We start from the raw sequence: 23,184 nt of genomic DNA, 5'->3' as shown, positions 1-23,184 counted from the left end.
GCCATGGAACCCACGCTCACCGCCAGTCCCAGGGATAAGATGAGGGCGGCGGCTAGGATCACCAGGGCCAGGCGTGCTTTTCCGTTCCGACTCACAGGCTCAGCTCCGGGTACATGCCTTGGGCCAGGGTCTTCAGGCCGTCCAGAGTCCGGGGACCGCTGGCGTACATGTCGCCCAACATGATGAGATGGACGTTACCGTTCTTGACCGCCTGCAGGCTCTGAAGGGCGGGGTCATCCTGAATGAGGGACAGCTGCTCACGCTTCACGCTCTCGGGGTCGTCGCCGGAATAGGCCATGTACACCACAAAGATGACCTCCGGGTCGGCGGCCACCAGGTCCTCCTTGCTGATGGAGTCGGCCTGGGGCATGGCCAGCTCCCCGCCCAAGGCTGTCACCATGTCCCCTGCTAGAGACTTGGCACCATAGTTGGTGATGCTGCCGCTGATGGGCTCCACCACTGCCACCGTCACCGGGGATTGTCCCTTCACTGCGGACAGGGTGTCGGACACCTGGGCCTTCATCTCATCTACCAGAGCCTGGGCCTTGTCCTCCACGTGAAAGATCTTGCCGATGTTCAAAATGTCGGTGTACTCGTTTTCCAAGGTGCGGGTGCCGCCGGGAACGGTGTTGGAGTTCATATAGGTCCCCACACCCTTCTCATTCCAGGCATCCACGTCCCCCAGCTTTTTGTCTCCAAAGTAGGAGCCCCAGGAGAAGATAAAATCGGGTTCCATCAAAGTGACAGTCTCTTTATCCGGGGCAAAAACGGAGTCATCGTAGTGCATTTTAGAGAATCCATCCTGCCACTCCGGCTTTACCTCGTTGTCCAGGCCGTAGCTGGCAATGACGTGGTCCTCCAGTCCCAGGGCGATCATGGTCTCGATGCAGCCCTGATAGACAGCCAGCACCCGCTGGGGGGCTTCGTTGTAGGTGTAGCTTACCTCTTCCCCGGCGTAGTTGTAATTGGTGATGGTGACGGGATAGTAGCCATCGGAGCTGTCCGAGACAGCAGAGGATGTGCTTTGGGAGCCGGAGGTATCCGACATGGGCTGTCCGCTGCATGCGGACAGAGTGAGAGCCAGCGACAGGGCCAGCAGCGCGGACAGGGGGCGTTTCCAGGTATTCATACGATCTCCTTTCTTTTTGTATCTTGCGCATCGAGATGTCCTGCCTCTCGGAAAGCAGAAATGCCTGCTTCCCGGAGAAAGCAGGCATCGGAAAAATGGGTGCAGCAAACCGCCCAAAAATCCAGATGGGGCTACTTTCTGCGGAAGATACCCACCATGGCTCCCTCAGCAGGCTTCCTGGCTTGCGGATCGGCGCCCGCCGCGCCTTCTCACCCGGCGTTATTGGCCGGACAATGGCATCCTGCGGCAGGCTCCCCGCTTACAGTGACCGGATCGCTCGGGACTTGCACCCGATTTCCTTTTACCCCAGCGGCGAGGCTGGGCACTGAAGGGGCTGATTTTTGTGTACGCTCTATCTTATCAGCACATCCGAGTCTATGTCAATGGAAGAAGAAAAAATTCCCGGCTGAGCGGATGCCCAGCCGGGAAAGAGGAGATGATTTAGGCGAAGAACTCGGCAAAAGAGCGCTTCTCGTCGATGGCGGCCATCATGTCTGCCATCTTGGAGAGGTCACCCGCCAGAATCACGCCGCACAGCTTGCCGGCGGTGAAGTAGTACCGCTCCAGGGTGTTCCGGGCCTCGTCCCGGACCTCCACCGTCTTGTACTCCACACCGGGCTGCTTGCCGGGGTCGCCCAGGGAGAACAGCTCGGTGCCCATACCGTGGAAGGCCAGCACCGGGGCGATGGGCTGGTAGGCCGCCAGCTCTCCGGCGGCGCAGGCCCCCGCTGTCTTGCCCTGCTCCTGGGCCTCGGGCCACAGGGCGTAGTTGATGCCCTGGTACTGGGCGCAGTCGCCGCAGGCGTACACGCCGGGCAGGTTTGTCTCCATGCGCTCGTTGACCACAATGGCCCGGTCGATCTCGATGCCCGCGCTCTGGGCGATGGCAGTGTTGGCACGCACGCCGGCAGACACCACCACCAGCTGGGCGGGGATGACCTCGCCGCTGCCCAGCTCCACGCCGGTGACGGTCTCGCCGCCCTGGATGGACTGGATCTGCACGCCGGTCTCCACCCGGACCTGAGACTTTCCGCAGGCGTCCAGCAGCAACGCCGCGGCCTGGTCGTCCAGCTGACGGCCCATCAGCTTGGGGGCCAGCTCCAGGACGGTTACCTCAATGCCTGCCTTACGCAGCTCCCAGGCGGCCTCCAGTCCCAGCACGCCGCCGCCGATGACCACAGCCTGCTTGAGGGTATTGCCCATGGCCTGGATCTTCTCCACATCGCTGAGACGGCGGATGGCTACCACGCCCTGCTTGTCGTGGCCGGGAATGGGCGGAATGAAGCACTCGCTGCCCAGGGCAAAGATGAGCTTGGTGTAGGGCAGCTTGAAGCCGCCGTCCATCTCCACCTGCTTATTCTGGGTGTCCACCGCCACCACCTGGCGCTCCAGGATCTGGACGATGTTCTGGGCCTCATACCACCCGGCGGGGTGCAGGGCCATCTGGTCGGCGGTGAGGCCGGAGAGCATAGCTTTTGTCAGCATGGGGCGCTGGTAGGCCGGGCCTTCGTTGGAGATGAGCAGGATGCGGCCCGTCTTGTCCCGCTCCCGGATGGCCTGGGCGGCGCTGACGCCGGCGCAGCCATTGCCCAGGATGACGTAGGTGTTCTGGGTATCGTTGCGGAAGGCGGTCTCCTCCACCTCTACCTCCACAAACTTGTCCCGGCCCACGCCGCACACCGGGCAGGTGTCCAGAGAGGAGTCGAAAATCTCGCCGCACACCAGGCACTTGACCAGCTTGCGGGTGCCGGAGGCTTTCTTCTCCTCCTTCTTCACGGGAACATAATACTCGGGACCGACGCCGCACACGGGGCAGCGCTCCTTGTCCGACTCAAACACCGCGCCGCATACCTTGCACCGCACCAGCTCCTCCTTGGGGGCCTTCTCCTCCCCGGTGAGGGGGACAAAGTGCTCGCGACCAACCTTACAGACGGGGCATACCTCCGCGTCGGCATCAAACACCGCGCCGCACACGTCGCAGCGCACCTTTCCCTTGGGAGCGCGCTGGATGGGATGGAGGTTGTCCAGCACAGCCTGGGCAAATTCCATGCCGTACTCCCGGGCCTGTTTGAGCTGGTCTTCGCTGGGCTTGAAGCGCACCCGGAAGCCCTCCAGAGTCTTGAGCTTGAGCTGCTTGAGGCGCTCCATGATGTGGGGCACGCCCTCGCCGCTCCAGCCATAGCTGCCGAAGGCGGAGGCCACCTTGCCCCCGTGGGTGCCGGCAAACATACCGGTGGTCAGGTCCCAGATGGGCTTGAGGGCCTCGCCCACGATGGTGGGGGTGCCCAGCAGGAAGCCGTCGGCGTAGAGCAGTTCTTCGGCCACCTGGGCGGCATCTGCCTCCACCATGTCATAAAGGCGCACATCGATGCCGCCCTTGTCCGTGATACCCTGGGCGATGGCCTGAGCCAGCTGTCCAGTGTAGCCGTAGGCGCTGACGTAGGGAATGATGACGGTGGGCCGGGGGTTAGGGTTGATGACGGTGGACCACTGCTCGTAGGTATCCAGCATGTGGGGAATGCCGGTGTCCAGCACCGGGCCGTGGCCGGGGCAGATCATTTCCAGCTCCAGGGGGCGCACCCGCTTCAAAGCGTCCAGCATAAAGCTCTTGAAGGGGCCGATGATGCAGTCGTAGTAATACTTGGTGGCCTTCCAGTAGCCCTCCTGGTCGGTAACGGCGCTGGCCAGGATACCGTCGCAGGCGTAGTGGGAACCGAAGGAGTCACAGGTGACCAGCACCTTGTCCTGTCGGATATAGGTGTACATGGTGTCCGGCCAGTGGAGGTTGGGAACCACCATGAACTCCAGCGTCTTATCGTCCAGCTCCAGGGTCTGGCCGTCCTTGACGGCAATGGAGTAGAAATCTCGATTGACGATCTCTTTCAAAAAGTTGATGGCGCAGCCGGTGGCCACGATCTTCAGCCGGGGATTGAGCTCCAGCAGGCGCTCCACGCTGCCGCTGTGGTCGGGCTCGGTGTGGCTGACCACCAGATAGTCCACCTGGTCGATGGGGGTGATAGAGCCCACCTTCTCCAGCCAGCTGTCCAGGCATTTGGCCTTAGCCGTCTCAAATAAAACGGTATGGTTGGCAGTTTTCAGCACGTAGGAATTGTAGGTGGTGCCGTACTCGGTGTACATGATGATGTCAAACACCCGCAGGTCGTGATCCAGGGCGCCGGTAAAATAAAAACCGGGCTTGAGTTCCAGAATACCCATGTGCAATTCTCCTTTGTGTTAGTTTGTTTGGGGGCTTACCTGTATTGTATCCTATTTTGCTCCTTCCGCCAATGCTTTTTTAATCAATAATGAGAATTATTTTCTGCTACCTAAAATATGGATGAATCGGATCTCCTGGACGTTATAGGTGTTGAGGGGGCGGAAGTCGGAATCCTGGCTGTGGGCGGCCACTAATACGTTCTCCAACGTGGCGGGGAAGCCTACCTCTACCACAACCGGGGTGTGTCCAAACTCATCCCCATCAAAGCGGAGCTGGACGAAATCGCCGGGCAGAAGTTCCTCTATGGAGGCGGACACCCCTACCGGTCCCCGGTTTTCCTGCTTACGGGTCAAAAAATTATAAAAATAAGGTACTCCTGTCCAGGCGGGAGCTTTGTTATTTGGGCCAATGTAGTACCAGCCCAAATCTGGGGTGTAATTCATGATCCCCGCTCCGGCGTAGAGACACTGGGAGGCGAAGTTGGTGCAGTCGCCCCCCAATTCATCAAAATTATAAAATCGTGGATTTCGGCTGAAGGCCCAGCGGTGGGCGTAGCGCACCGCCGCGTCCCGGTCGTATGGTATGAGCGGCATGGTCCTCTCCCCTTTCCGCCTATCCTATGCGGCCCGCCCATTCCGTGACAATAAAAAACGTGGGAGCGACGAAGAATGTCACTCCCACGTGATGCTTTTATAACGGGCTTAGAGGGGAAACGAAGTTTCCCACAAAGTTCTTTTGTCTACTTTTCTTGAAAGAAAAGTAGATCAAACCTCCTTGCCGGAGAGGAAGCACTCCAGGCGGTCCAGGCCGGCCTTGATGTTCTCCATGGAGGTGGCGTAGGACCAGCGGATGAACTCAGGGGCGCCAAAGCTGGTGCCGGGCACCACGGCCACCTTGCCGTACTTCAGGAACATGTTGCCGAAGTCGTCGGCGTCCTTGATGACGTGGCCGAAGAGCTCCTTGCCGAAGATCTTGCTGATGTTCATCATGACATAGAAGGCACCCTCGGGCTTGATGCAGGAAACGCCCTCGATCTGGTTCATGCGCTCCACCATGTAGTTGCGGCGCTCCTCGAAGGCCTCGCGCATCTTCTCCACGGTCTCCTGAGAGGTGGAGAGAGCCTCGGCGGCAGCGGCCTGAGAGATGGAGCTGGGGGAACCGGTGCAGTGGCCCAGATAGTTGCCGATCACCTTGGAGATGGCGGCGGGAGCGGCCACGTAGCCGATACGCCAGCCAGTCATGGCATAGGACTTGGACACGCCGTTGACCAGCAGGGTGCGGGCCTTCACATCCTCGCCCAGAGCGGCGAAGCTGACAAACTCCTCGTTGTCATAGGCCAAGCGGTAGTAGATCTCGTCGGAGATGACATAGATGTCCTTCTCCACACAGACCTTGGCGATCTCCTCCAGCTCCTTGCGGCTGTACATCATGCCGGTGGGGTTGGAGGGGTTGTTGAGGATCATGCACTTGGTCTTGGGGGTGATGGCAGCGGCGAGCTTCTCAGGAGTGATCTTGAAGTGCTCGGCCTCGGTAGCCTCCACCACCACGGGCACGCCGCCCACCATGCGGATGAGCTCAATGTAGCTGACCCAGTAAGGAGCAGGCAGGATGACCTCATCGCCGGGGTTCACCAGAGCGCGCAGAGCCACATAGACGCAGGGCTTGGCACCGTTGGAGACAGCCACCTCAGCGGGGGTGTACTCCACGCCGCAGTCCTCCTTCAGACGCTGGCAGATGGCCTTGCGCAGGGCCACGGTGCCCACAGAAGGCGTATACTTGGTGTCGTTATTCTGGATGGCCTGGATACCAACCTCCTTAATGTAATCGGGAGTGGGGAAATCAGGCTCACCGGCACCAAAGCCGATGACATCCAAACCGTCAGCCTTCATCTGCTTGAACATGGAGTCAATGGCCATGGTGGCAGAAGGCTCGATGGCCAGTGCAATCCGGGACAACTCTTTCATAGGAAACGCCTCCGTATCGTTATATTTGCAAGGACTCCTTCATAATAATGCAATTTACCTGTTCCGCTGCATGGAAAACTGCAAAACGGAGAGGCTTGCAATATTTGGGCGCTGTTCTAAAACCTTGCACTTCTTTACTTTGTCACAGCAAAAAACATTATATGCTTCCGCTTTCAAAAATGCAAGCCCATTCTCGTAAAATTTCAAAAGTTTTGCATCTCTCCTTTGGACAATATGCAAAAAGCGAGCTCCGGTGAAAGCCGGAGCCCGCTTGAAACAAAGGCAATATCAGATGCGCTCACAGATGAGACGGCCCATCTCCAAAGTGCCGATGGCCTTCTCCCCCGCCTTGGCAATGTCGGCGGTGCGGTAGCCCTCGGCCAGGACAGCGTCCACTGCCTGCTCCACGGCGTTGGCCTCGTCGGCCAGGTGGAGGAGTAGCGGAGCATCATGGCCACGGAGAGGATGGTGGCGATGGGGTTGGCCTTGTCCTGCCCGGCGATGTCAGGGGCGGAGCCGTGGATGGGCTCGTAGAGGCCGGGCGCGGTGTCGCCGATGGAGGCGGAGGGCAGCAGGCCGATAGAGCCGGTGATCATGCTGGCCTCGTCGGAGAGAATGTCGCCGAACATGTTCTCGGTGACCACCACGTCAAACTGGCTGGGGTCCCGGACCAGCTGCATGGCGGCGTTGTCCACCAGCACGTCCTCGTACTCGACATCGGAATATTCCTCGGCCAGACGGTGCATCACCTGCCGCCACAGACGGCTGGTCTCCAGCACGTTGGCCTTGTCCACAGAGGCGACCTTCTTGCGGCGAAGGCGGGCCAGCTCAAAGGCGCGGCGGCCGATGCGCTCGATCTCCTTCTCGGAGTAGGCCATGCGGTCGGAGGCCTCCTCTCCCCGGTCCTCAGTCTGGTAGCGCTCCTTCTGGCCAAAGTAGATGCCGCCGGTGAGCTCACGGACCATCATCAGGTCAATACCCTTGTCGGCGGTCTCCTTCTTCAAGGGGCAGGCGTCGGCCAGAGCGGGACGGAGAGCGGCAGGACGCAGGTTGGCATACAGCCCCAGATCCTTCCGGATGGAGAGCAGAGCGGTCTCGGGGCGCTTCTCCGGGTCGGTGGAGTGCCCCCACTTGGGACCGCCCACCGCGCCCAGCAGGACGGCGTCGCAGGCCTTGCAGGCCTCGGCGGTACCGTCGGGGTAGCTCTTGCCCACCGCATCGATGGCGCAGCCGCCCATGAGCACGTCGGTGTAAGTAAAGGTGTGGCCGAACTTCTTGCCCACCTGCTCCAGAACCTTGACGGCCTCCCCCACTACTTCGGGGCCGATGCCGTCGCCGCGGATGAGAGCGATTTTGTAATTCATTTCGCCACCCCCCGGGCCTTCAGAGAATTGAGCAGGCCGCCGCTTTCAATGATGCCCTTGATGAACTCGGGGAAGGGCGCGGCCTGATAGGTTTTGCCGGTGGTCTGGTCGGTAATGACGCCGGTGGTAAAATCAACATCCACCTGGTCGCCGGGCTGGATCTCCTCGGCGGCCTGGGCGCACTCCACGATGGGGAAGCCGATGTTGATGGCGTTGCGGTAGAAGATACGGGCAAAAGAGGGGGCGATGACGCACTTCACGCCGCAGGACTTGATGGCCAGAGGGGCGTGCTCACGGGAGGAGCCGCAGCCGAAGTTGGGACCGGCCACGATGATGTCGCCGGGCTGGACGGTGGAGGCAAAATCTACGTCGATGTCCTCCATGCAGTGGGAGGCCAGGGCGGCGGGAGAGGGATCATTCAAATGGCGGGCGGGGATGATGACGTCGGTATCCACGTTGGCACCGTATTTATATACCTTCATCAGGTCTCAATCCTTTCTGAATCAATCTATCAAATGGGAATCGGGAGGAAATATGGACTGTAGAACGAAAAACGAAGCGTTTCTCTGTCCTCCTCTTCCCTTCCGAAAACCCCAGGAGGCGAAACGAAGTTTCGCACAAAATTCTTTGCCAAGCTTTCTTTTAAGAAAGCTTGCGGGGGTCGGCGACACAGCCGGCAATGGCGGAGGCGGCAGCCACAGCGGGAGAGGCCAGAATGACCTCGGAGGTGACATGGCCCATGCGGCCTACGAAGTTGCGGTTGGTGGTGGAGACGGTGCGCTCCCCTTCTGCCATAACGCCCATGTGTCCGCCCAGGCAGGGACCGCAAGTGGGGGTGGAGACGGCGGCGCCAGCCTCGATGAAGGTCTCGATGAGTCCCTCCTTCATGGCCTGGAGGACGATCTCCTGGGTGGCGGGAATCACGATGCAGCGCACATTGGCGGCCACCTTCTTGCCCTTCATGACGGCGGCGGCGGCGCGCAGGTCGCTGATGCGACCGTTGGTGCAGGAGCCGATAACCACCTGGTTGATGGGCAGACCAGCTACCTCAGTGACCACCTTGGTGTTCTCAGGCAGGTGAGGCATGGCCACGGTGGGCTCCAGCTTGTCCAGGTCGATGACCACCTCGCGGACATACTCCGCATCGGCGTCGGCCTCGAAGGCCTCGCAGGGACGGTTCACACGGCCGCTGATGTACTCCATGGTCTTCTCGTCCACAGGGAAGATACCGTTCTTGCCGCCGGCCTCGATGGCCATGTTGGAGATGGTGAAGCGGTCGTCCATGGTGAGAGAGGAAACGCCCTCCCCGGCAAACTCCAGAGACTGATAGAGGGCGCCGTCCACGCCGATCTCGCCGATCAGATGGAGAATCACGTCCTTGCCGGATACCATGGGCTGGAGCTTGCCCTTCAAGGTGACCTTAATGGCGGCGGGCACCTTGAACCACAGAAGGCCGGTGGCCATGGCGGCGGCCATGTCGGTGGATCCGATGCCGGTGGAGAAGGCGCCCAGAGCGCCGTAGGTGCAGGTGTGGGAGTCGGCGCCCACGATGATCTCGCCGGGAGCGCACAGGCCCTTTTCGGGGAGCAGGGCGTGCTCCACGCCCATCTGGCCTACATCAAAGAAGTTGGTGATGTTGTGCTTGTAGGCAAAGTTGCGGGCTTTCAGGCACAGCTCGGCGGACTTGATGTCCTTGCAAGGGGTGTAGTGGTCCAGGACGATGGAGATCTTGTCCTTGTCAAAGACCTGGCTGAAGCCGGCCTTCTCAAACTCGGTGATGGCCACGGGGGTGGTAATGTCATTGCCCAGGACCATATCTACCTTGGCCTCGATGAGCTGGCCAACCTCCACGTGGTCCAGCCCGGCGTGCTTGGCCAGGATTTTCTGCGTCATTGTCATACCCATATGTAACTTCCTCCTTCAGGAATGTTCTTTCCCTGTTATCCTAGCAGAGCTCTTGCCAAAAGAATGTAAACCATGTTACAATCTAAAAAATGTTTTGGAGGGATCTCCTCGATGGACCAGCTCCACCACATGGAATTGAACCTGCCGCCGGACATCTGGCGGCCCTTTGCTCAGCAGCGGTGGGCCATCCGGTGCCCGGCGGGCTACCTCATTTATTTACAGAACACAGCGGCCACCTGCTTCTACTATTTAAAATCCGGCCAAGTGAAGAGCTTCATCCAGTCCTCCGACGGGGGCGAACGGGTGCTGAACCTGTACCAGGAGGGAAGTCTATTCGGGGAGGCCTCCTTCTTTGACGAGCTGCCCCGGGTGTCCTCCGCCGTGGCCATGACCCCCTGCGAGCTGGTACCCATCGACCGGGAGTTGCTGAGCCGGGAGTTTGCCGCACATCCGGAGCTGGCTCTGGCCATGATGAAGTATCTAGCCCGCACCGTGCGGCTTCTCTCCGACCAAGTGGACCAGATGGCCTTCCGCCCAGCCCGGTGGCGGGTGGCCCGGTTTCTCACCGTCAACGCCGACGGAAACGGCCAGGTGTCCTGCCCTCAGGAGGAGATCGCCGCCACCATTTCGGTGAGCCGGGTGACCGTCAGCCGCATCCTCAATCAGCTTGCCCGGGAGGGGCTGATCTCCTGGGCTACCGCTCGGTGCAGATTTTAGACCGTCCCGGCCTGGAGGCACTGTGTGAGTGACCTCTCCCCTGCCCTTCTGCCCATGCCTTTCCTTGCGAAAGGCATGGGCTTTTTCTTGTTTGAAAAAATTGATTTTTCCATATTGACAAGGATCCTTGTCAATGCTATTCTAAAGATGACAAAGATAATTGTCAAAACGACATAGATTCTTGTCACGAAAGGAGACTGCAATATGCCGCTTGGGAACCGACTGAAAGAGCTGCGGGCGGCGAAGGGGCTTAACCAGCAGGGGCTGGGATCGCTGGTGGGCGCGTCCCGCCAGACCATCAGCCTCATTGAGCGGGGGGACTACAACCCCTCCATCACTTTGGCCCTGCGCATCGCAAAGGTATTTGGAACGACAGTAGACGAGGTATTTTATCTCACCGAGGAGGATGAGGAACAATGAAAAAGGAACGTAGCAATAAAGCAATCTATGCCCGGTTTGCAATTACGATTCTGGTGTGTGCCGCTTTGGGCGGCGTGGCAGGCTTCTGTGCCGCCATGGCGGGAAAAAATTTACTTGATTCCGCAGACAGTCTGAACATGGCCCTGGCGTCTCTGGGCCAGCTGTGGTTTATCCCCGGGTATGTACTGCTGTTGGTGAGCACCATCTATTATCTCCGGGGCAAGGCCCTGCTGCCCCAGGCAGAGGCAGATGACGACGCCTTTCAGGAGTCCGACCGTCGGCTGTGCCTGTCCCTGATCCTCTCCGGAGCGGCCATGGTGTGGCTGTTTATCGCCTTGGGCATCAACGGACAGACCGATTGGGTCAATAACCAGGCCATGTGGCTGGGAGATCATATCCTGCGCATCGGCGGCCTGATGGAGGGCGTGCTGTTCATTGTCAATCTGGTGGTTCAGCTGGTCTGGGTGGTGGCCCTCCAGGCCCTGACGGTGAAGGCCACCAAGGTCATCCATCCGGAGAAGAAGGGCAATGTATTTGATACCAAGTTTCAGAAGGACTGGTTCCGGAGCTGTGACGAGGCCGAGCAGCAGCAGATCGGCCAGTGCAGCTACTTCTCCTTCCGGGTGATGAGCACCCTCTTCCCCATCGTGATGCTGGTGCTGTTTATCTTGGCCGACAACGGCCTGGCCCCGTCGGGCTGGATTTTGCTGGTGGGCGGGCTGTGGATGGTGCAGCTGATGAGCTATCAGTGCATGGCATACATCCTGGACCATGGAAAAAAGAAACGTAAGGCCTGAAAGAAACAGAAACGAGGAGCCTGAGCGCATTGCTCAGGCTCCTCGTTTCTATTTCATTATTTAATAAGGAAGTCCAGCGACCCGGGCGGATTCTCTGTCCCCTTCTCCAGCAGGGACACCAGGGCAGTAATGGTCCCCTCGATCTCCTCTTTCGTAGAGGGAACGATGGTGTTGTCCATTTTCACAGTGAGGATGATAAGCACCATCTCAGCCAGCTTGTCGGGATGGTCAAAGTGGATCTCCCCGGCCTGGATGCCTTGGCGGATGATCTCGGCCAGCACCGGCTTGAGCTCGGTGATCAGGTGGTTCATGTAGGTCTGATGGAGAAAGGCCTTCTCCTGGGCACCGGCCCCATCCCCGGTACTGGCCTCCGACTTGGAGTACTCCGTGGACGAGGAGCGGCAGGCCTGGAAAATCATAGCCATGCGGGTAAAGGGCGGGATATCCTGCCGGGCGGACAGGCTCTTGGCCGTTTTCAGGGGCGCTTCATAATTGCGCTGGACCAGAGCCTCCACAATGGCATCCTTGGAGGGAAAATAATAATAGATGCTCCCCTTCCCGATCCCCGCAGCCTGAGCAATATCGCTGACGGAGATGGTCTGTACGCTGCGCTCCCGCAGCAGCTGCTGGAGCGCGTCTAAAATCAAATCATATTTTTTCTGGTCCTTGGCCATGGTGTTCCATCCTTCTCGCTTAAATTTTACCAGCACCTTCATTTTTTACAGTATAGCACAGTTTTTTCCCAGCACAAATGAAATAATTACCAAATCTTTTATTTTACTTGTTAATTGGAAGGAAAATGTATTAACCGTCGGTCGAAAACGTGCTAGGCTACCCTTAGAATTTTTTCGACCGTCGGTCGAAAAAAGGAGGACCCCAATGACATACGCAGACATGTTTTCCGAAGTAAAAGGTATGCTGGCGGGAGCAGATGTCAGTGATATCCAGGAGCATCTGGCCTACCAATTCAACATCATCGGGGAGGCCGAGGGCATCTTCTACGCCGAGGTCAAGGAGGGCAAGCTGTACATCGAGCCCTACGAGTACTTTGACCGGGACGTGATGTTCATCTGCACTGCGGACACCCTGTTTAAGCTGGCCAAGGGCAAGACCGACCCTGTGCTGGCCTTTACCACCGGCAAGCTGAAGGTGGAGGGCAACATCGACAAGGCTCTGAAGCTGGGCGACCTGCTGGCCCGGAAGAGAAAGGGCTGATTTTATGGGATTGCTGAAAAAAGCCGCCGTTTTGGCAGGTCTGGCGGCTGCGGCAGAAGGTCTGGGCACCGCCTACTTCTACCGCCGCACCATGATCCGCACCAACGCCAAGCCGGAGCGCAGCGCCAAGATGTCCGGCATTGACTGGAGCCAGTACTACCCCCGGATGCACGAGAACCGGGACTGGCTGCTCCAGCAGCCCCATGAGGAGGTCGGTATCCTCTCCCATGACGGCCTGAAGCTCCACGGCACCTACTTCCCTGGTCCGGGCAACAAGGTGGTCATCTGTTTCCATGGATACACCAGCTACGGTATGGGCGAGTACCCCAGCCTGGCCCGGTGCTTTATGAGCCGGGGCTTTGGCGCCCTGATCATCGACCAGCGCTCCCACGGAGAGAGCGAGGGCAAGTACATCGGCTTTGGCTGCATGGACCGGCTGGACGCTCTGGAGTGGATCCGCTGGACGGTAGATAAGGTGGGCCAGGATGCCCAGATCATCCTCCACGGCGGCTCCATGGGCGGCGCTACCGTGTGTATGGTCAGCGGTATGGACCTGCCTCCCCAGGTGAAGGGCATTATCTCCGACTCCGCCTTCACCTCCCCAAAGTACGTGTTCACCCACGTACTGCACAGCATGTACCACCTGCCTGCCACCCCCATGATCCCCTTGGCCGACAAGGTCAACAAGCGCCTGGCAGGTTACGGTCTGGACGATTGCAACGCCGCCCGGGAGGTACGAAAGGCCAAGGTCCCCATGCTGTTCATCCACGGCAGCAAGGATACCTTTGTTCCCCCCTACATGTGCGACGAGCTGTATGAAAACTGCGCCGCGTCCAAGACCAAGCTCATTGTGGAAGGCGCGGGCCATGTGGAGAGCTACTATAAGAACACTCAGGAGTACGAAGAGGCCCTGGACAAATTTATCGGAGGAATTATTGTATGATGCGCAAACATAAAGGTTATCCGGTTTATCCCCTGACCGTAGCGCAGAAATTTCACCTGTTCTATCTCCCCTACTGCCCCAGTGCGGCGGTCATGAACATCGGCACCCGTCTGACCATCCAGTCTGAGATCGACTGGGACCTGCTCAAGCAGTCCATCTACCAGGCCTATGACCGCTGCGAGGGTATGCGGGTCCGCTTTGCCAAGGACAAGGAGGGCACCTACTACCAGTATGTGGTGGACAAGGAAGAGCGGGACATCGAGTTTGTGGACTTCTCCCAGGGCACCCTGGAGGAGGCCGACAAGGTGATACAGCAGTGGACCACCGTCCCCTTTAAGATGGAGGACGCTCCCCTCACCCGGGTGGTGATGATCAGCCTGCCCGACGGCTTTAACGGCGTGTACTTCCTGGGGCACCACATGATCGTGGACGCCCAGTCCCTCATCGGCTTCCTGAAGGACATTATCGAGCTCTACTGCAGCCAGAAGTATGAGGGGGTTCCCGCCCCCAAGGAGATGGCTTCCTATATCGAGCAGATTCAGAAGGATCTGGCCTACGAGGCGGGCAGCAAGGCCCAACTGCGGGACATGGAGTTCTTCCAGAAGGAGATCGAGTCCTCCGAGCCCATCTACAACGGCATGAAGGGCACCGACAAGCTGGAGGCCGCCCGTCAGATGTTCCAAAACCCCAACCTCCGCACTGCCTTCAACGCATCTGGGGACACCACCTCCGCCCTGGACATCTTCCACCTGGAGGGCGAGCCCACCCAGCGGCTGATGAACTTCTGCGAGGAGTACCATGTCTCCCTGGTGTGCCTGCTGCTCATGGGCATGCGCACTTACTTCCAGAAGGTGAATGGCCACGACGATGTGTCCATCAACAACGCCATTGCCCGCCGCGCCACCCTGAAGGAGAAAAAGTCGGGCGGCACCCGCATCCACTCCTTCCCCTTCCGCACCTGCTTTAGCCAGGACATGAAGTTCATTGACGCCATCTACGCCATCCGGGACAAGCAGAACGAGTATTTCCGCCACGCCAACTACGATCCCACCGCCTACTTTGCCTACCGTGCCAAGACCTATCCCCAGCCCCACGCCGGTCTGACCTATGAGCCTATCTCCCTGACCTACCAGCCCCTCACCCTGAAAGAGAAGGGCCTGGATCAGCTGGGCGACATCCGCTACACCACCAAGTGGTACCCCAACGGTATGACTCCCCAGGCTGTGTACCTGACCGTCATGCACCGCCCCGAGGACAACGGCCTAGACTTCAACTTTGAGCACCAGGTGAAGGCCTTCTCCCGGGAGGAGCTGGAGTACTTCTATTACTATCTGTGCAAGATCATGTTCAAGGGCGTTGAGAATCCCGACCTCACCATCGGTGAGATCATCAAATTAGTGTAAAAGAGGAATCGGATTATGTTTGAGAAATTGGTTGAGATCATCTGCAACTACGTAGAAGTGGAGCCTGAGAAGATCACCTCCGACTCCCGCTTTATGGAGGACCTGGGCTTTACCTCCTATTACAATATATTTACGGTACAAGGCACGGCAGCCAGCCGTGTCTTTTTCCGCATCGTTGCCAAAGCTGTTAGAATGAGAGAGTCTTGGCCTGATGTATACCTCCAAGGACCAGCGCGTCCGTGACGAAGTCCGTCAGCCAGCCTCTCATTCGCAGCGTTCGATTTATGCAGGTTGAGCCACCTCCTTGGTGCGCCCGTGTCATCAAATAGATTGGATCGGCAATGGTGGAATGGCTGGTCGCCAAAACAAATCCATGATGAGGAGCGATCAATATGAATAATGTTGTAGGGATTGATGTTTCCAAAGGAAAGAGCATGGTATCCGTTCTCCGCCCTTTTGGAGAAGTGGTAGCAAAACCATTTTCTATTGGTCACACCGGCAGTGAACTCAAGGAGCTGGCAGACTACTTGAAAAGCCTGGACGGTGAGACACGGGTAGTCATGGAGCACACCGGACGGTACTATGAGCCAGTAGCCCGCTTTCTTCATGATGAGGGCGTCTTCGTCAGTGCAGTCAATCCGAAGCTCATCAAGGACTACGGAAATAACACCCTGCGCAAAGTGAAAACAGACAAGGCGGATTCCCGCAAGATTGCCCGCTATGGGCTTGACAACTGGGCAGAATTGCGCCAACATACACCCATGGATACGATTCGAATGCAACTGAAAACACTGAACCGGCAGCAGAGTCTGTACTCCAAGACCAAGACGATGATGAAAAATAACCTCATCGCCCTTCTTGACCAGACCTATCCCGGTGTCAACACCCTCTTTGACAGCCCCGTCCGTGAGGATGGGTCGCAGAAGTGGGTGGACTTTGCCACGACCTTTTGGCATGTAGACTGCGTGCGGAACATGAGCCTCACTGCCTTTGCCGAGCGTTACCGCAAGTGGTGTAAACGGCATGGCTACAACTTCAGCCAGAGCAAAGCCGTTGAGGTCCACGCCGGAGCACAGGACCTGATCGCCATGCTCCCCAGGGACGCCCTGACCAAAACCATGGTCCGGCAGGCCATTGATGCGCTGAACGCTATCTCTGCCTCTCTGGAACGGCTCAAGGCTGAAATGCAGGCCCTGGCAGCGCAGCTCCCGGAATATCCCGTCGTCATGGCCATGCACGGCGTAGGCGATTCTCTTGGCCCTCAGCTTATGGCGGAGCTCGGGGATGTGACCCGGTTTACCCACCGAAACGCCATTACCGCTTTCGCGGGTGTTGACCCTGGCGCTGACCAGTCCGGCACTCACGAGGCTAAGAGCACAAGGGTTTCCAAAAGCGGGCCGCCTGAGCTGCGCCGCGCCTTGTTTCTGGTCATGGACTGCCTTTTGAAAACCATGCCTCAGGATGACCCGGTGTACCGTTTCATGGACAAGAAACGAGCTGAGGGCAAACCCTATCTGGTCTACATGACAGCCGGCGCCAACAAGTTCCTGCGCATCTACTATGGCAGAGTAAAAGAATACCTGGCATCTTTGGAGGGAAATTAAGGAAGCATCCTTCCTTGTTGGAGAACGATACTGCATTTACGCTAAAAACATCTTATGACAGAAAGAGAGCGATTAAGATGTTTTTAGACAATTTATCCACCTCCATCCTCAAATTATGTGATACTCGAAGACTCAGCTATGAAGCCGCCTCAGAACGATGCGACCTCAGTTCCAGGTACTTTGGCGACATTGCCAGAGGCAAAACCGCCCCAACAATTCTAACCTTGGAAAAACTCTGCGTTGGGTTTGCTCTGACGCCAAATGACTTTCTGATCTCCTCAGACATCTGGAGAGAAATGTCTTTCCGCAAGCCAATGTCAGTGGCTCAAATTCGTTGTTTTCACTCCATCTGCGGCCTTACTGGTTTCCCAGTCTGCCCTCAATGCGGGAGAACCCTCGAACGGGAATACCAACCTTACTGTGATCGCTGCGGACAATGCTTGGATTGGAAAGACTTCTCCAAAGCAACTATCATCCTGCCTCAGAAATAACTCCCTCGGCTACATATTTTCCTATCCGGCCAGCGCACTCTACCCGCTGGCCGCTTTTGCTATGCCCTTTTCCCGCCTCAATTTTTCTTCATCTCCCTATTGACTTTTTATTTGCAGACTTTGACTTTATGAGCATGCTGGGCGAGATCGAGGACACCTTCGACATCGAGGTGGACGAGACCGAGGTGGTTAAGATCCGCACCGTGGGCGAGGCCGTGGACTACATCCAGAGCCTGGCCGACTGAGAACAGGAGTAAGAACTATGACCAGTACCATCCGCGAGATCCTGGTGGAGGCCCAGCAGCGCTTTGGACCCGAGGTGGCCGTGCGCTATAAGGTGGGCAAGAACCAGATTGAGGACAAGACCTACAACCAGCTCCGCCAGGACAGCGAGAGCTTTTCCAGCGCCCTGGCCGCTCTAGGCGAGCAGGGCAGCCACATCGCCGTCATCGGCCCCACCTCCTACCGCTGGATGGTGACCTATCTGGGCATCGTCAACAGCGGCAGCGTGGCCGTTCCCCTGGACGCCTCCCTCCCCGCCGCCGACGTGTGGGAGCTGCTGGACCGGGCCGACGTGACCACCCTGGTGGCCGACGCCGCCCGCAAGGACGTGGCCGAGGGAGCCAAGGAGCACTGCCCCAAGCTCAAGCATGTGGTTCTCATGCAGCAGGAGGAGCACAGCGACGCCGCCCTCTCCCTCCCCCAGCTGCTGGCGGAACACCAGACTGCCTTTGACTTTGAACCTCAGCCCGACCAGCTGTGTACCATCATGTTCACCTCCGGTACCACCGGCAAGAGCAAGGGCGTTATGCTCACACACCGCAACCAGGCCGAGAACGCCGGCAGCATCAACATGGACCTGCCTGAGCGGATGGTGCTGCTCTCCGTGCTGCCTATCCATCACGCCTACTGCCTGTGTCTAGACGTGCTCAAGGCCATCTCTCTGGGCTCCATTATCTGCATCAACGATTCTCTGCTGCGGGTGATGAAGAACATCCAGCTCTTCAAGCCTGAGATGATCCTGATGATCGAGACCATCGCCAAAAAGCTGGAGGACAACACCCTGCTGCCTCCCAAGCTGGTGAAGAACGCGGTGTTTGGCAAGCAGCTGACCAAGATCTCCAGCGGCGGCGCCTACCTGGATCCCTCCTACATCGACCTGTTTGAAAAGTACGGCATCACCATCCTCCAGGGCTACGGCATGACCGAGTGCTCCCCCGTCATCAGCACTACCCGGCCCTGGAACATCAACAAGAACGCCGTGGGTCAGCTCATCGATAACTGCGAGGCCAAGACGGTAGACGGCGAGCTGTGGGTCCGGGGCAGCAGCGTGATGCAGGGCTACTACAAGATGCCCGAGGAGACCGCCGCCACCCTGGAGGACGGCTGGCTGAAGACCGGCGACCTGGGCTACGTGGACGAGGAGGGCTTTGTCTACCTCACCGGCCGCAAGAAGAATCTCATCATCACCAAAAACGGCGAGAACGTCTCCCCCGAGGAGCTGGAGAACAAGCTCAGCCCCAACCGCCTGGTTCAGGAGGTGCTGGTGCGGGAGAACAAGAGCGTCATCGAGGCCGAGATCTTCCCCGACTACGAGTACGCCAAGAAGAAGCACATCAAGGACGTACGCGCCGCCCTCCAAGAGATCATCGACCAGTACAATCTCCAGGCGCCTCCCCACAAGAAGATTTACAGCCTGATCGTTCGGGAGACCGAGTTCGAGAAAACTCCCTCCAAGAAGATCAAGCGCTTTTAAGTGAAAAAAATCTCCGGTTCCAAAAGAACCGGAGATTTTTTCTGCTTATTGTAACTGTTCCGGGTAGTCCACGTCGTCCAGTTCCCGCTCTGACCCGGTCGGAATGACAAGGCAGGGTTCTCCCGGGCGACCCATCAGCTTCCGTCCGCCCCGGTCTCCCTCCAGGGCCATCAGGTCCGGGAGCAGCCGGGCGGAAAACAGGGTGGGCGTGCCCACACGCTCCCCAAAGGCGGCAGTGGCCGTCCAGGTATCCGGACCGGCAGCATCCAGCAGGCGGGAAATGGTTTGGGGTGTGATCCAGGGCTGGTCGGCGGGGAGAAAGAGAATGAAGTCCCTCTCCCCTACCCTGCCCAGGGCCTGGAGGCCCGCCCGGATGGAGTAGGCTTGGCCCTTTTCGCTGTCCGGACTGTCTACCGCCTGAGCGCCGACAGCCTGTGCAGCATCCCGAATTTCCGGGTAGCGGGAGACTACGGTGAGGGTGCAGTCTCCCCGCGTCCGGCACACCTCATTCAGAGCGCTCAGCCCCCAGGTATACAGAGGATTTCCGTTCAAGGGGGCCAGCAGCTTGTTGCCGCCGAAGCGGCGGGAGGAGCCCGCCGCCAGCAGGATCAGGTGGTTCATCCCGTGGCCTTCATGGCCATGAGTACCTTCTCCGGGGTGATGGGCAGCTCCCGGTGCCATACGCCGGTGGCCCGGTAGATGGCGTGGGCGATGGCGGGAGACGGAGTGTTGATGACGATCTCGCCGATGGACTTGGCACCGAAGGGGCCGGTGGGCTCGTAGCTGGACTCAAACTCCACCCGCAGGTGGCCCATGTCCAGGCGGGTGGGGATCTTGTACTGCATGAAAGAGTTCTCCAGCAGGTTGCCCTTCTCGTCGTAGGTGATGCCCTCAAAGAGAGCCATGCCGATGCCCTGGACAATGCCGCCCTCAGTCTGTACCCGGGCCAGGTTGGGGTTGATGGGGGTGCCGCAGTCCACCACGGCCACGTAGTCGAGAACCTCTACCCCGCCGGTCTCCTTGTCCACTTCGATCTCGGCCATGCCTACCATGAAGGGCGGCGGCGAGACAGGAGAGGTGTGGGTGTAGGTCACCTGGACAGGAATGGCGTTGCCGCACATGGACTTGGTGGCAATATCCATGAGGGAAACCTCTCCCTTGCCGTCCAGACGGCGCACGCCCTTGCCGGTAAACTCCACGTCCTCTGGTTTGCAGTCCATCATCTGGGCGGCAATAGCGCAGAGATTTTCTTTCAGCTGCTCGCAGGCCCGCTCTACCGCTTTGCCGGTGACGTAGGTGGTGGAGGAGGCGTAGGAGCCCGAGTCGTAGGGGGAGGCGTCAGAGTCAGCACCGAAGACCGCAATGTTGTCCACGGGGCAGTCCAGGCACTCGGCGGCCATCTGGGCCAGGATGGTGTCGCACCCGGTGCCCATGTCAGCCGCGCCGATAGACAGGTTATAGAATCCCTCGTCGCTGAGCTTGATGGTGGCCGAACCCACGTCCACACCGGAGATGCCGGAGCCCTGCATGGCCATGGCCACGCCGGCGGCGCGCACCTTGCCGTTGCCCATATCCCGAACGGGGAACTTCTCCTCCCAGCCAAAGAGCTGGGCACAGCGGCTCATGCACCGGTCCAGGGCGCAGGCATTGGTCTTTTCGTTGTAATAGGCGGGCATGACCTGGCCCTCCCGGACCATGTTCTTCTCCCGGATGGCCACCGGGTCCATGCCAAGAATGTCGGCCAGCTCGTTCACCGCCGACTCCACAGCGAAGATGCCCTGGGTGGCACCGTAGCCGCGGTAGGCTCCGGCGGACTGGCGGTTGGTGTACACCACGTCGTAGGCAAAGCGGAAGGCCTCCAGGTTGTTGGTGTACAGGGGGATGGACTTGTGGCCAGACAGGCCCACGGTGGTGGGGCCGTGCTCGCCATAGGCTCCCGTGTTGGACAGGGTGTACACGTCAATGGCACGGATGGTGCCGTCCTTGCTGGCTCCCAGACGGACGTGAACCTCCATATCGTGGCGGGGGGAGCTGGCGATAAGGCTCTCCTCCCGAGTGTAGATCATCTTGGCCGCCTGGCCGGTCTTCCAGGTGACAAAGGCGGGATAAATTTCCGCCACCACCGTCTGCTTGGCGCCGAAACCGCCGCCGATGCGGGGCTTCTCCACGTGGATCTTAGACTTGGGAATGTCCAGGGCGTTGGCCAGAATACGCCGGACGTGGAAGACGATCTGGGTAGAGGAAATAACATGGAGCCGCCCGTAGGGGTCCATCTCGGTATAGGTGCGGAAGGTCTCCATCATGGCCTGGTTGCAGGCGGGGGTATGGTAGACATGGTCAATGACGTAGTCACAGTGGGACAGGACGTCATCCACGTCTCCGTCCGAGCACACCTCACTGGCGCACAGGTTGCGCTTGTTATCCGCGCCAACCGGGCACAGAGAGCGCCAGTTGTCCTCGGAGTGCACCAGAATGGGTCCGTCCAGAGCCTCGTGGGGATCCAGTACCGCCTCCAGCACCTGGTACTTCACCTTGATGAGCTTCAGCGCCTTGTCGGCGGCCTCCTCATCCTCGGCGGCCACGATGGCCACGGCATCGCCCACAAAACGGACCCGCTGATCCAGGATCAGACGGTCATAGGGAGAGGGCTCCGGGTAGGTCTGACCCGCCATGGTAAAGCGCTTCTGGGGCACATCCTTGTAGGTATATACGGCAACCACGCCGGGCACCTTCTGGGCCACGTCGGTGTTGATCTCCTCAATGAGGGCGTGGGCGTGGGGGCTGCGCAGCACCTTCACCACCAGGCAGTTCTGGGGAGTCACATCGTCCACATAGGCGGGCTTGCCCAGCAGCAGGGACATAGCGTCCTTTTTCCGCACCGGCTGGCCTACGATCTTTAAGTTTTCCATCTCAGCCCCTCCCCTTCTTATGGTCCAGATAGGCACGAATGCCCCGCAGCTGTCCCTCGTACCCCGAGCAGCGGCACAGATTGCCCGCCAGATAGGCGCGGATCTCGTCGTCGGTGGGGTCGGGGTTCTCCCGCAGCAGAGCCACGGTGTTCATCACAAAGCCGGGGTTACAGAAGCCGCACTGCTCCGCACCCTGGTCGGCGATAAAGGCGGCAAAGTCGGCGGCTTCCTCCTGAAGGCCCTCCAGAGTCTGGACGTGATGGCCCGCCGCCCGCAGAGCCAGCACAGAGCAGGACAGCACGGGAGTGCCGTCCATCAAAACGGTACAAAGGCCGCAGTTGGCGGTCTCGCATCCCCGCTTCACGCTCAGGCAGCCCTGGGCGCGGAGAAAATCGATGAGCAGGGTGTCCGCTTCCACCGATGCGGACACGGCCCGGCCGTTCAAGGTCAGTTTCAGTTCCATGTTAGCCCTCCTTCTCCATGGCCAGCAGGCCACGGCGCACCAGCACAGCGCAAATCTCCCGGCGGTAGTCCTCCCCCGCCCGCAGGCTGCTGCCAAACTTGGCCCGCTGGGCCACGTCCTCGCCAAAGGCCCGGGCGGTCTCCTCGGTCACGCCGCCGGAGAGCAGGCCCTTCTCGTCCCGGTACACCTGGGCCATCTGAGGCCGGGCACCAATGACGCAGGTATACTCCCCGTCCTTCTTGGACAGGGCGCAGGTAAGGGTGGGAAAGTCGGTGGAGATGTTCCGCTGGGACTGGTAGACCACCTGACGCGCTCCCTTGGGGATGAGCACGTGGGTCAGAATGTCATGCTGCTGCCGGGGCAGCTGGGTGAACTCCTCCAGAGACATCCGTCCGGCGTGGTGCAGCTCTACCTGGGCATCCAGAGCCAGCAGCAGGGTGAGCACATCGGAGAAGCCGAAGCGGCCCCACAGGCTTCCACCCACGGTAGCCAGATTGCGGAACTGCACGCCCACGATGTGGCGCAGGCTCTCCTTCATGGCACCCTGGGTCAGCTCATTGAGGCCGTGGTGGCGCTCCATCGTGCGCAGAGACACCATGGCCCCCAGGCGGTAAAACTCTCCGTCCTCCTCGATCTGGTTCAGACCCAGATCGCTCAGGTCGATGGCGGTGCCGATGGAACGCCGCTGCATCTTCAGCCAAAGCATTCCGCCCAGCACCACGTTGTTTTTCTTTTGGCACAGGTCGTAGGCTTCTTCCAGGCTCTGGACCCGTACATAGTTTTTGATTTTCAGCACAGTATTTCCTCCCCGTTGCGGCATGCTGTGTATTCGTTTTATAAAGCATATTATTATACCATATTATTTCCCCTATGACAAACCAAAATCC

General features: G+C 59.0%; 21 protein-coding genes, 1 pseudogene and 1 riboswitch. Of the genes and pseudogenes, 10 read left to right on the top strand and 12 right to left on the bottom strand.

All coding sequences use genetic code 11. The annotated features are described in order from the left end of the window. Positions 1–91: 91 nt before the first annotated feature. The 7 genes and pseudogenes from ACLTXB_RS10130 to leuC all read right to left on the bottom strand — a co-directional run bounded on the left by ACLTXB_RS10130 (position 92) and on the right by leuC (position 9,579). Positions 92–1,129 (bottom strand): ABC transporter substrate-binding protein, encoded by a 1,038-nt coding sequence (locus ACLTXB_RS10130; RefSeq protein WP_428226898.1) that lies wholly within the window; start codon positions 1,127–1,129, stop codon positions 92–94. A 150-nt stretch (positions 1,130–1,279) separates the two neighbouring features. After that, positions 1,280–1,474: riboswitch (cobalamin riboswitch) on the bottom strand. A 96-nt stretch (positions 1,475–1,570) separates the two neighbouring features. Continuing rightward, on the bottom strand, positions 1,571–4,345 hold the full coding sequence (locus tag ACLTXB_RS10125) for an FAD-dependent oxidoreductase (protein WP_428226897.1): 2,775 nt from the start codon (positions 4,343–4,345) through the stop codon (positions 1,571–1,573). A 96-nt stretch (positions 4,346–4,441) separates the two neighbouring features. Then, the gene (locus tag ACLTXB_RS10120; protein ID WP_428226896.1) at positions 4,442–4,939 is read right to left on the bottom strand and encodes an amidase domain-containing protein; all 498 of its coding nucleotides are present in this window, start codon (positions 4,937–4,939) and stop codon (positions 4,442–4,444) included. Between the two features lie 171 nt (positions 4,940–5,110). Continuing rightward, a complete protein-coding gene (locus ACLTXB_RS10115; RefSeq protein WP_428226895.1) occupies positions 5,111–6,310 on the bottom strand; it encodes a pyridoxal phosphate-dependent aminotransferase in 1,200 nt (399 codons plus the stop codon). Positions 6,311–6,598: 288 nt separating this feature from the next. Continuing rightward, positions 6,599–7,674 (bottom strand): annotated as a pseudogene (leuB, locus tag ACLTXB_RS10110) (3-isopropylmalate dehydrogenase). Further along, positions 7,671–8,156, bottom strand: coding sequence for a 3-isopropylmalate dehydratase small subunit (locus ACLTXB_RS10105; RefSeq protein ID WP_428226894.1), 486 nt, complete (start codon positions 8,154–8,156; stop codon positions 7,671–7,673). The pseudogene leuB and the gene ACLTXB_RS10105 overlap by 4 nt, the downstream one beginning before the upstream one ends. A gap of 160 nt (positions 8,157–8,316) precedes the next feature. Further along, entirely contained in the window at positions 8,317–9,579 is a 1,263-nt protein-coding gene (gene leuC, locus ACLTXB_RS10100) for a 3-isopropylmalate dehydratase large subunit (RefSeq protein WP_428226893.1), read from the bottom strand. 111 nt (positions 9,580–9,690) lie between these two features. On the opposite strand from leuC, the gene ACLTXB_RS10095 reads away from it, so the two are divergent. The 3 genes from ACLTXB_RS10095 (at position 9,691) to ACLTXB_RS10085 (ending at position 11,513) form a co-directional block, all read left to right on the top strand. Beyond that, a complete protein-coding gene (locus ACLTXB_RS10095) occupies positions 9,691–10,296 on the top strand; it encodes a Crp/Fnr family transcriptional regulator (protein ID WP_428226892.1) in 606 nt (201 codons plus the stop codon). A gap of 204 nt (positions 10,297–10,500) precedes the next feature. Continuing rightward, the gene (locus ACLTXB_RS10090; RefSeq protein WP_008980663.1) at positions 10,501–10,716 is read left to right on the top strand and encodes a helix-turn-helix transcriptional regulator; all 216 of its coding nucleotides are present in this window, start codon (positions 10,501–10,503) and stop codon (positions 10,714–10,716) included. Beyond that, positions 10,713–11,513 (top strand): DUF3169 family protein, encoded by an 801-nt coding sequence (locus ACLTXB_RS10085; RefSeq protein WP_428226891.1) that lies wholly within the window; start codon positions 10,713–10,715, stop codon positions 11,511–11,513. Before ACLTXB_RS10090 ends, ACLTXB_RS10085 begins: the two co-directional genes overlap by 4 nt. A 56-nt stretch (positions 11,514–11,569) precedes the next feature. Here the strand turns inward: ACLTXB_RS10085 and ACLTXB_RS10080 are convergent, their stop codons facing one another. Beyond that, positions 11,570–12,229, bottom strand: a complete 660-nt coding sequence (locus tag ACLTXB_RS10080) for a TetR/AcrR family transcriptional regulator (RefSeq protein ID WP_428226890.1) — start codon at positions 12,227–12,229, stop codon at positions 11,570–11,572. Positions 12,230–12,392: 163 nt separating this feature from the next. On the opposite strand from ACLTXB_RS10080, the gene ACLTXB_RS10075 reads away from it, so the two are divergent. The 7 genes from ACLTXB_RS10075 (at position 12,393) to ACLTXB_RS10045 (ending at position 18,925) form a co-directional block, all read left to right on the top strand. Next, positions 12,393–12,728 carry an SCP2 sterol-binding domain-containing protein gene (locus ACLTXB_RS10075; RefSeq protein WP_020989613.1) on the top strand — a complete coding sequence of 112 codons (336 nt, stop codon included), beginning with the start codon at positions 12,393–12,395 and terminating at the stop codon, positions 12,726–12,728. A 4-nt stretch (positions 12,729–12,732) separates the two neighbouring features. After that, positions 12,733–13,671: an alpha/beta hydrolase gene (locus ACLTXB_RS10070; protein ID WP_428226889.1), complete on the top strand. Its 939-nt coding sequence runs from the start codon at positions 12,733–12,735 to the stop codon at positions 13,669–13,671. Then, positions 13,668–15,074, top strand: a complete 1,407-nt coding sequence (locus ACLTXB_RS10065) for a condensation domain-containing protein (RefSeq protein ID WP_428226888.1) — start codon at positions 13,668–13,670, stop codon at positions 15,072–15,074. Before ACLTXB_RS10070 ends, ACLTXB_RS10065 begins: the two co-directional genes overlap by 4 nt. Before the next feature lie 15 nt (positions 15,075–15,089). Continuing rightward, the gene (locus tag ACLTXB_RS10060; RefSeq protein ID WP_428226887.1) at positions 15,090–15,317 is read left to right on the top strand and encodes an acyl carrier protein; all 228 of its coding nucleotides are present in this window, start codon (positions 15,090–15,092) and stop codon (positions 15,315–15,317) included. 149 nt (positions 15,318–15,466) lie between these two features. Further along, the gene (locus tag ACLTXB_RS10055; protein ID WP_428226565.1) at positions 15,467–16,678 is read left to right on the top strand and encodes an IS110 family transposase; all 1,212 of its coding nucleotides are present in this window, start codon (positions 15,467–15,469) and stop codon (positions 16,676–16,678) included. Between the two features lie 619 nt (positions 16,679–17,297). Beyond that, positions 17,298–17,414: a phosphopantetheine-binding protein gene (locus ACLTXB_RS10050; protein ID WP_428226886.1), complete on the top strand. Its 117-nt coding sequence runs from the start codon at positions 17,298–17,300 to the stop codon at positions 17,412–17,414. Between the two features lie 17 nt (positions 17,415–17,431). Beyond that, positions 17,432–18,925, top strand: a complete 1,494-nt coding sequence (locus ACLTXB_RS10045) for an AMP-binding protein (RefSeq protein WP_428226885.1) — start codon at positions 17,432–17,434, stop codon at positions 18,923–18,925. A 45-nt stretch (positions 18,926–18,970) separates the two neighbouring features. Here ACLTXB_RS10045 and ACLTXB_RS10040 read toward each other — a convergent pair whose 3' ends face one another. Genes ACLTXB_RS10040 through ACLTXB_RS10025 form a run of 4 tightly spaced genes read right to left on the bottom strand, consistent with a single transcriptional unit; the run spans position 18,971 to position 23,093 of the window. Continuing rightward, positions 18,971–19,546 (bottom strand): nucleotidyltransferase family protein, encoded by a 576-nt coding sequence (locus ACLTXB_RS10040; RefSeq protein ID WP_428226884.1) that lies wholly within the window; start codon positions 19,544–19,546, stop codon positions 18,971–18,973. Continuing rightward, entirely contained in the window at positions 19,543–21,834 is a 2,292-nt protein-coding gene (locus ACLTXB_RS10035) for a xanthine dehydrogenase family protein molybdopterin-binding subunit (protein WP_428226883.1), read from the bottom strand. The genes ACLTXB_RS10040 and ACLTXB_RS10035 overlap by 4 nt, the downstream gene beginning before the upstream one ends. A gap of 1 nt (position 21,835) precedes the next feature. After that, on the bottom strand, positions 21,836–22,297 hold the full coding sequence (locus tag ACLTXB_RS10030; protein ID WP_428226882.1) for a (2Fe-2S)-binding protein: 462 nt from the start codon (positions 22,295–22,297) through the stop codon (positions 21,836–21,838). Position 22,298: 1 nt separating this feature from the next. Beyond that, positions 22,299–23,093, bottom strand: a complete 795-nt coding sequence (locus ACLTXB_RS10025) for an FAD binding domain-containing protein (protein WP_428226881.1) — start codon at positions 23,091–23,093, stop codon at positions 22,299–22,301. Positions 23,094–23,184: the final 91 nt, after the last annotated feature.

The organism is Flintibacter sp., from assembly GCF_046973065.1.
The sequence above is the reverse complement of the archived record's forward strand: the minus strand, read 5'-3'. Positions and strand labels throughout refer to the sequence as shown.

What these genes read in the sequence shown, in the direction of transcription:
- ACLTXB_RS10105 (WP_428226894.1), bottom strand. Translation starts at nt 8,156, where the DNA reads ATGAAGGTATATAAATACGGTGCCAACGTGGATACCGACGTCATCATC.
- ACLTXB_RS10040 (WP_428226884.1), bottom strand. Translation starts at nt 19,546, where the DNA reads ATGAACCACCTGATCCTGCTGGCGGCGGGCTCCTCCCGCCGCTTCGGC.
- ACLTXB_RS10080 (WP_428226890.1), bottom strand. Translation starts at nt 12,229, where the DNA reads ATGAAGGTGCTGGTAAAATTTAAGCGAGAAGGATGGAACACCATGGCC.
- ACLTXB_RS10120 (WP_428226896.1), bottom strand. Translation starts at nt 4,939, where the DNA reads ATGCCGCTCATACCATACGACCGGGACGCGGCGGTGCGCTACGCCCAC.
- ACLTXB_RS10090 (WP_008980663.1), top strand. Translation starts at nt 10,501, where the DNA reads ATGCCGCTTGGGAACCGACTGAAAGAGCTGCGGGCGGCGAAGGGGCTT.
- ACLTXB_RS10115 (WP_428226895.1), bottom strand. Translation starts at nt 6,310, where the DNA reads ATGAAAGAGTTGTCCCGGATTGCACTGGCCATCGAGCCTTCTGCCACC.
- ACLTXB_RS10075 (WP_020989613.1), top strand. Translation starts at nt 12,393, where the DNA reads ATGACATACGCAGACATGTTTTCCGAAGTAAAAGGTATGCTGGCGGGA.
- ACLTXB_RS10095 (WP_428226892.1), top strand. Translation starts at nt 9,691, where the DNA reads ATGGACCAGCTCCACCACATGGAATTGAACCTGCCGCCGGACATCTGG.
- ACLTXB_RS10035 (WP_428226883.1), bottom strand. Translation starts at nt 21,834, where the DNA reads ATGGAAAACTTAAAGATCGTAGGCCAGCCGGTGCGGAAAAAGGACGCT.
- ACLTXB_RS10060 (WP_428226887.1), top strand. Translation starts at nt 15,090, where the DNA reads ATGTTTGAGAAATTGGTTGAGATCATCTGCAACTACGTAGAAGTGGAG.
- leuC (WP_428226893.1), bottom strand. Translation starts at nt 9,579, where the DNA reads ATGGGTATGACAATGACGCAGAAAATCCTGGCCAAGCACGCCGGGCTG.
- ACLTXB_RS10045 (WP_428226885.1), top strand. Translation starts at nt 17,432, where the DNA reads ATGACCAGTACCATCCGCGAGATCCTGGTGGAGGCCCAGCAGCGCTTT.
- ACLTXB_RS10055 (WP_428226565.1), top strand. Translation starts at nt 15,467, where the DNA reads ATGAATAATGTTGTAGGGATTGATGTTTCCAAAGGAAAGAGCATGGTA.
- ACLTXB_RS10130 (WP_428226898.1), bottom strand. Translation starts at nt 1,129, where the DNA reads ATGAATACCTGGAAACGCCCCCTGTCCGCGCTGCTGGCCCTGTCGCTG.
- ACLTXB_RS10065 (WP_428226888.1), top strand. Translation starts at nt 13,668, where the DNA reads ATGATGCGCAAACATAAAGGTTATCCGGTTTATCCCCTGACCGTAGCG.
- ACLTXB_RS10050 (WP_428226886.1), top strand. Translation starts at nt 17,298, where the DNA reads ATGAGCATGCTGGGCGAGATCGAGGACACCTTCGACATCGAGGTGGAC.
- ACLTXB_RS10085 (WP_428226891.1), top strand. Translation starts at nt 10,713, where the DNA reads ATGAAAAAGGAACGTAGCAATAAAGCAATCTATGCCCGGTTTGCAATT.
- ACLTXB_RS10125 (WP_428226897.1), bottom strand. Translation starts at nt 4,345, where the DNA reads ATGGGTATTCTGGAACTCAAGCCCGGTTTTTATTTTACCGGCGCCCTG.
- ACLTXB_RS10070 (WP_428226889.1), top strand. Translation starts at nt 12,733, where the DNA reads ATGGGATTGCTGAAAAAAGCCGCCGTTTTGGCAGGTCTGGCGGCTGCG.
- ACLTXB_RS10030 (WP_428226882.1), bottom strand. Translation starts at nt 22,297, where the DNA reads ATGGAACTGAAACTGACCTTGAACGGCCGGGCCGTGTCCGCATCGGTG.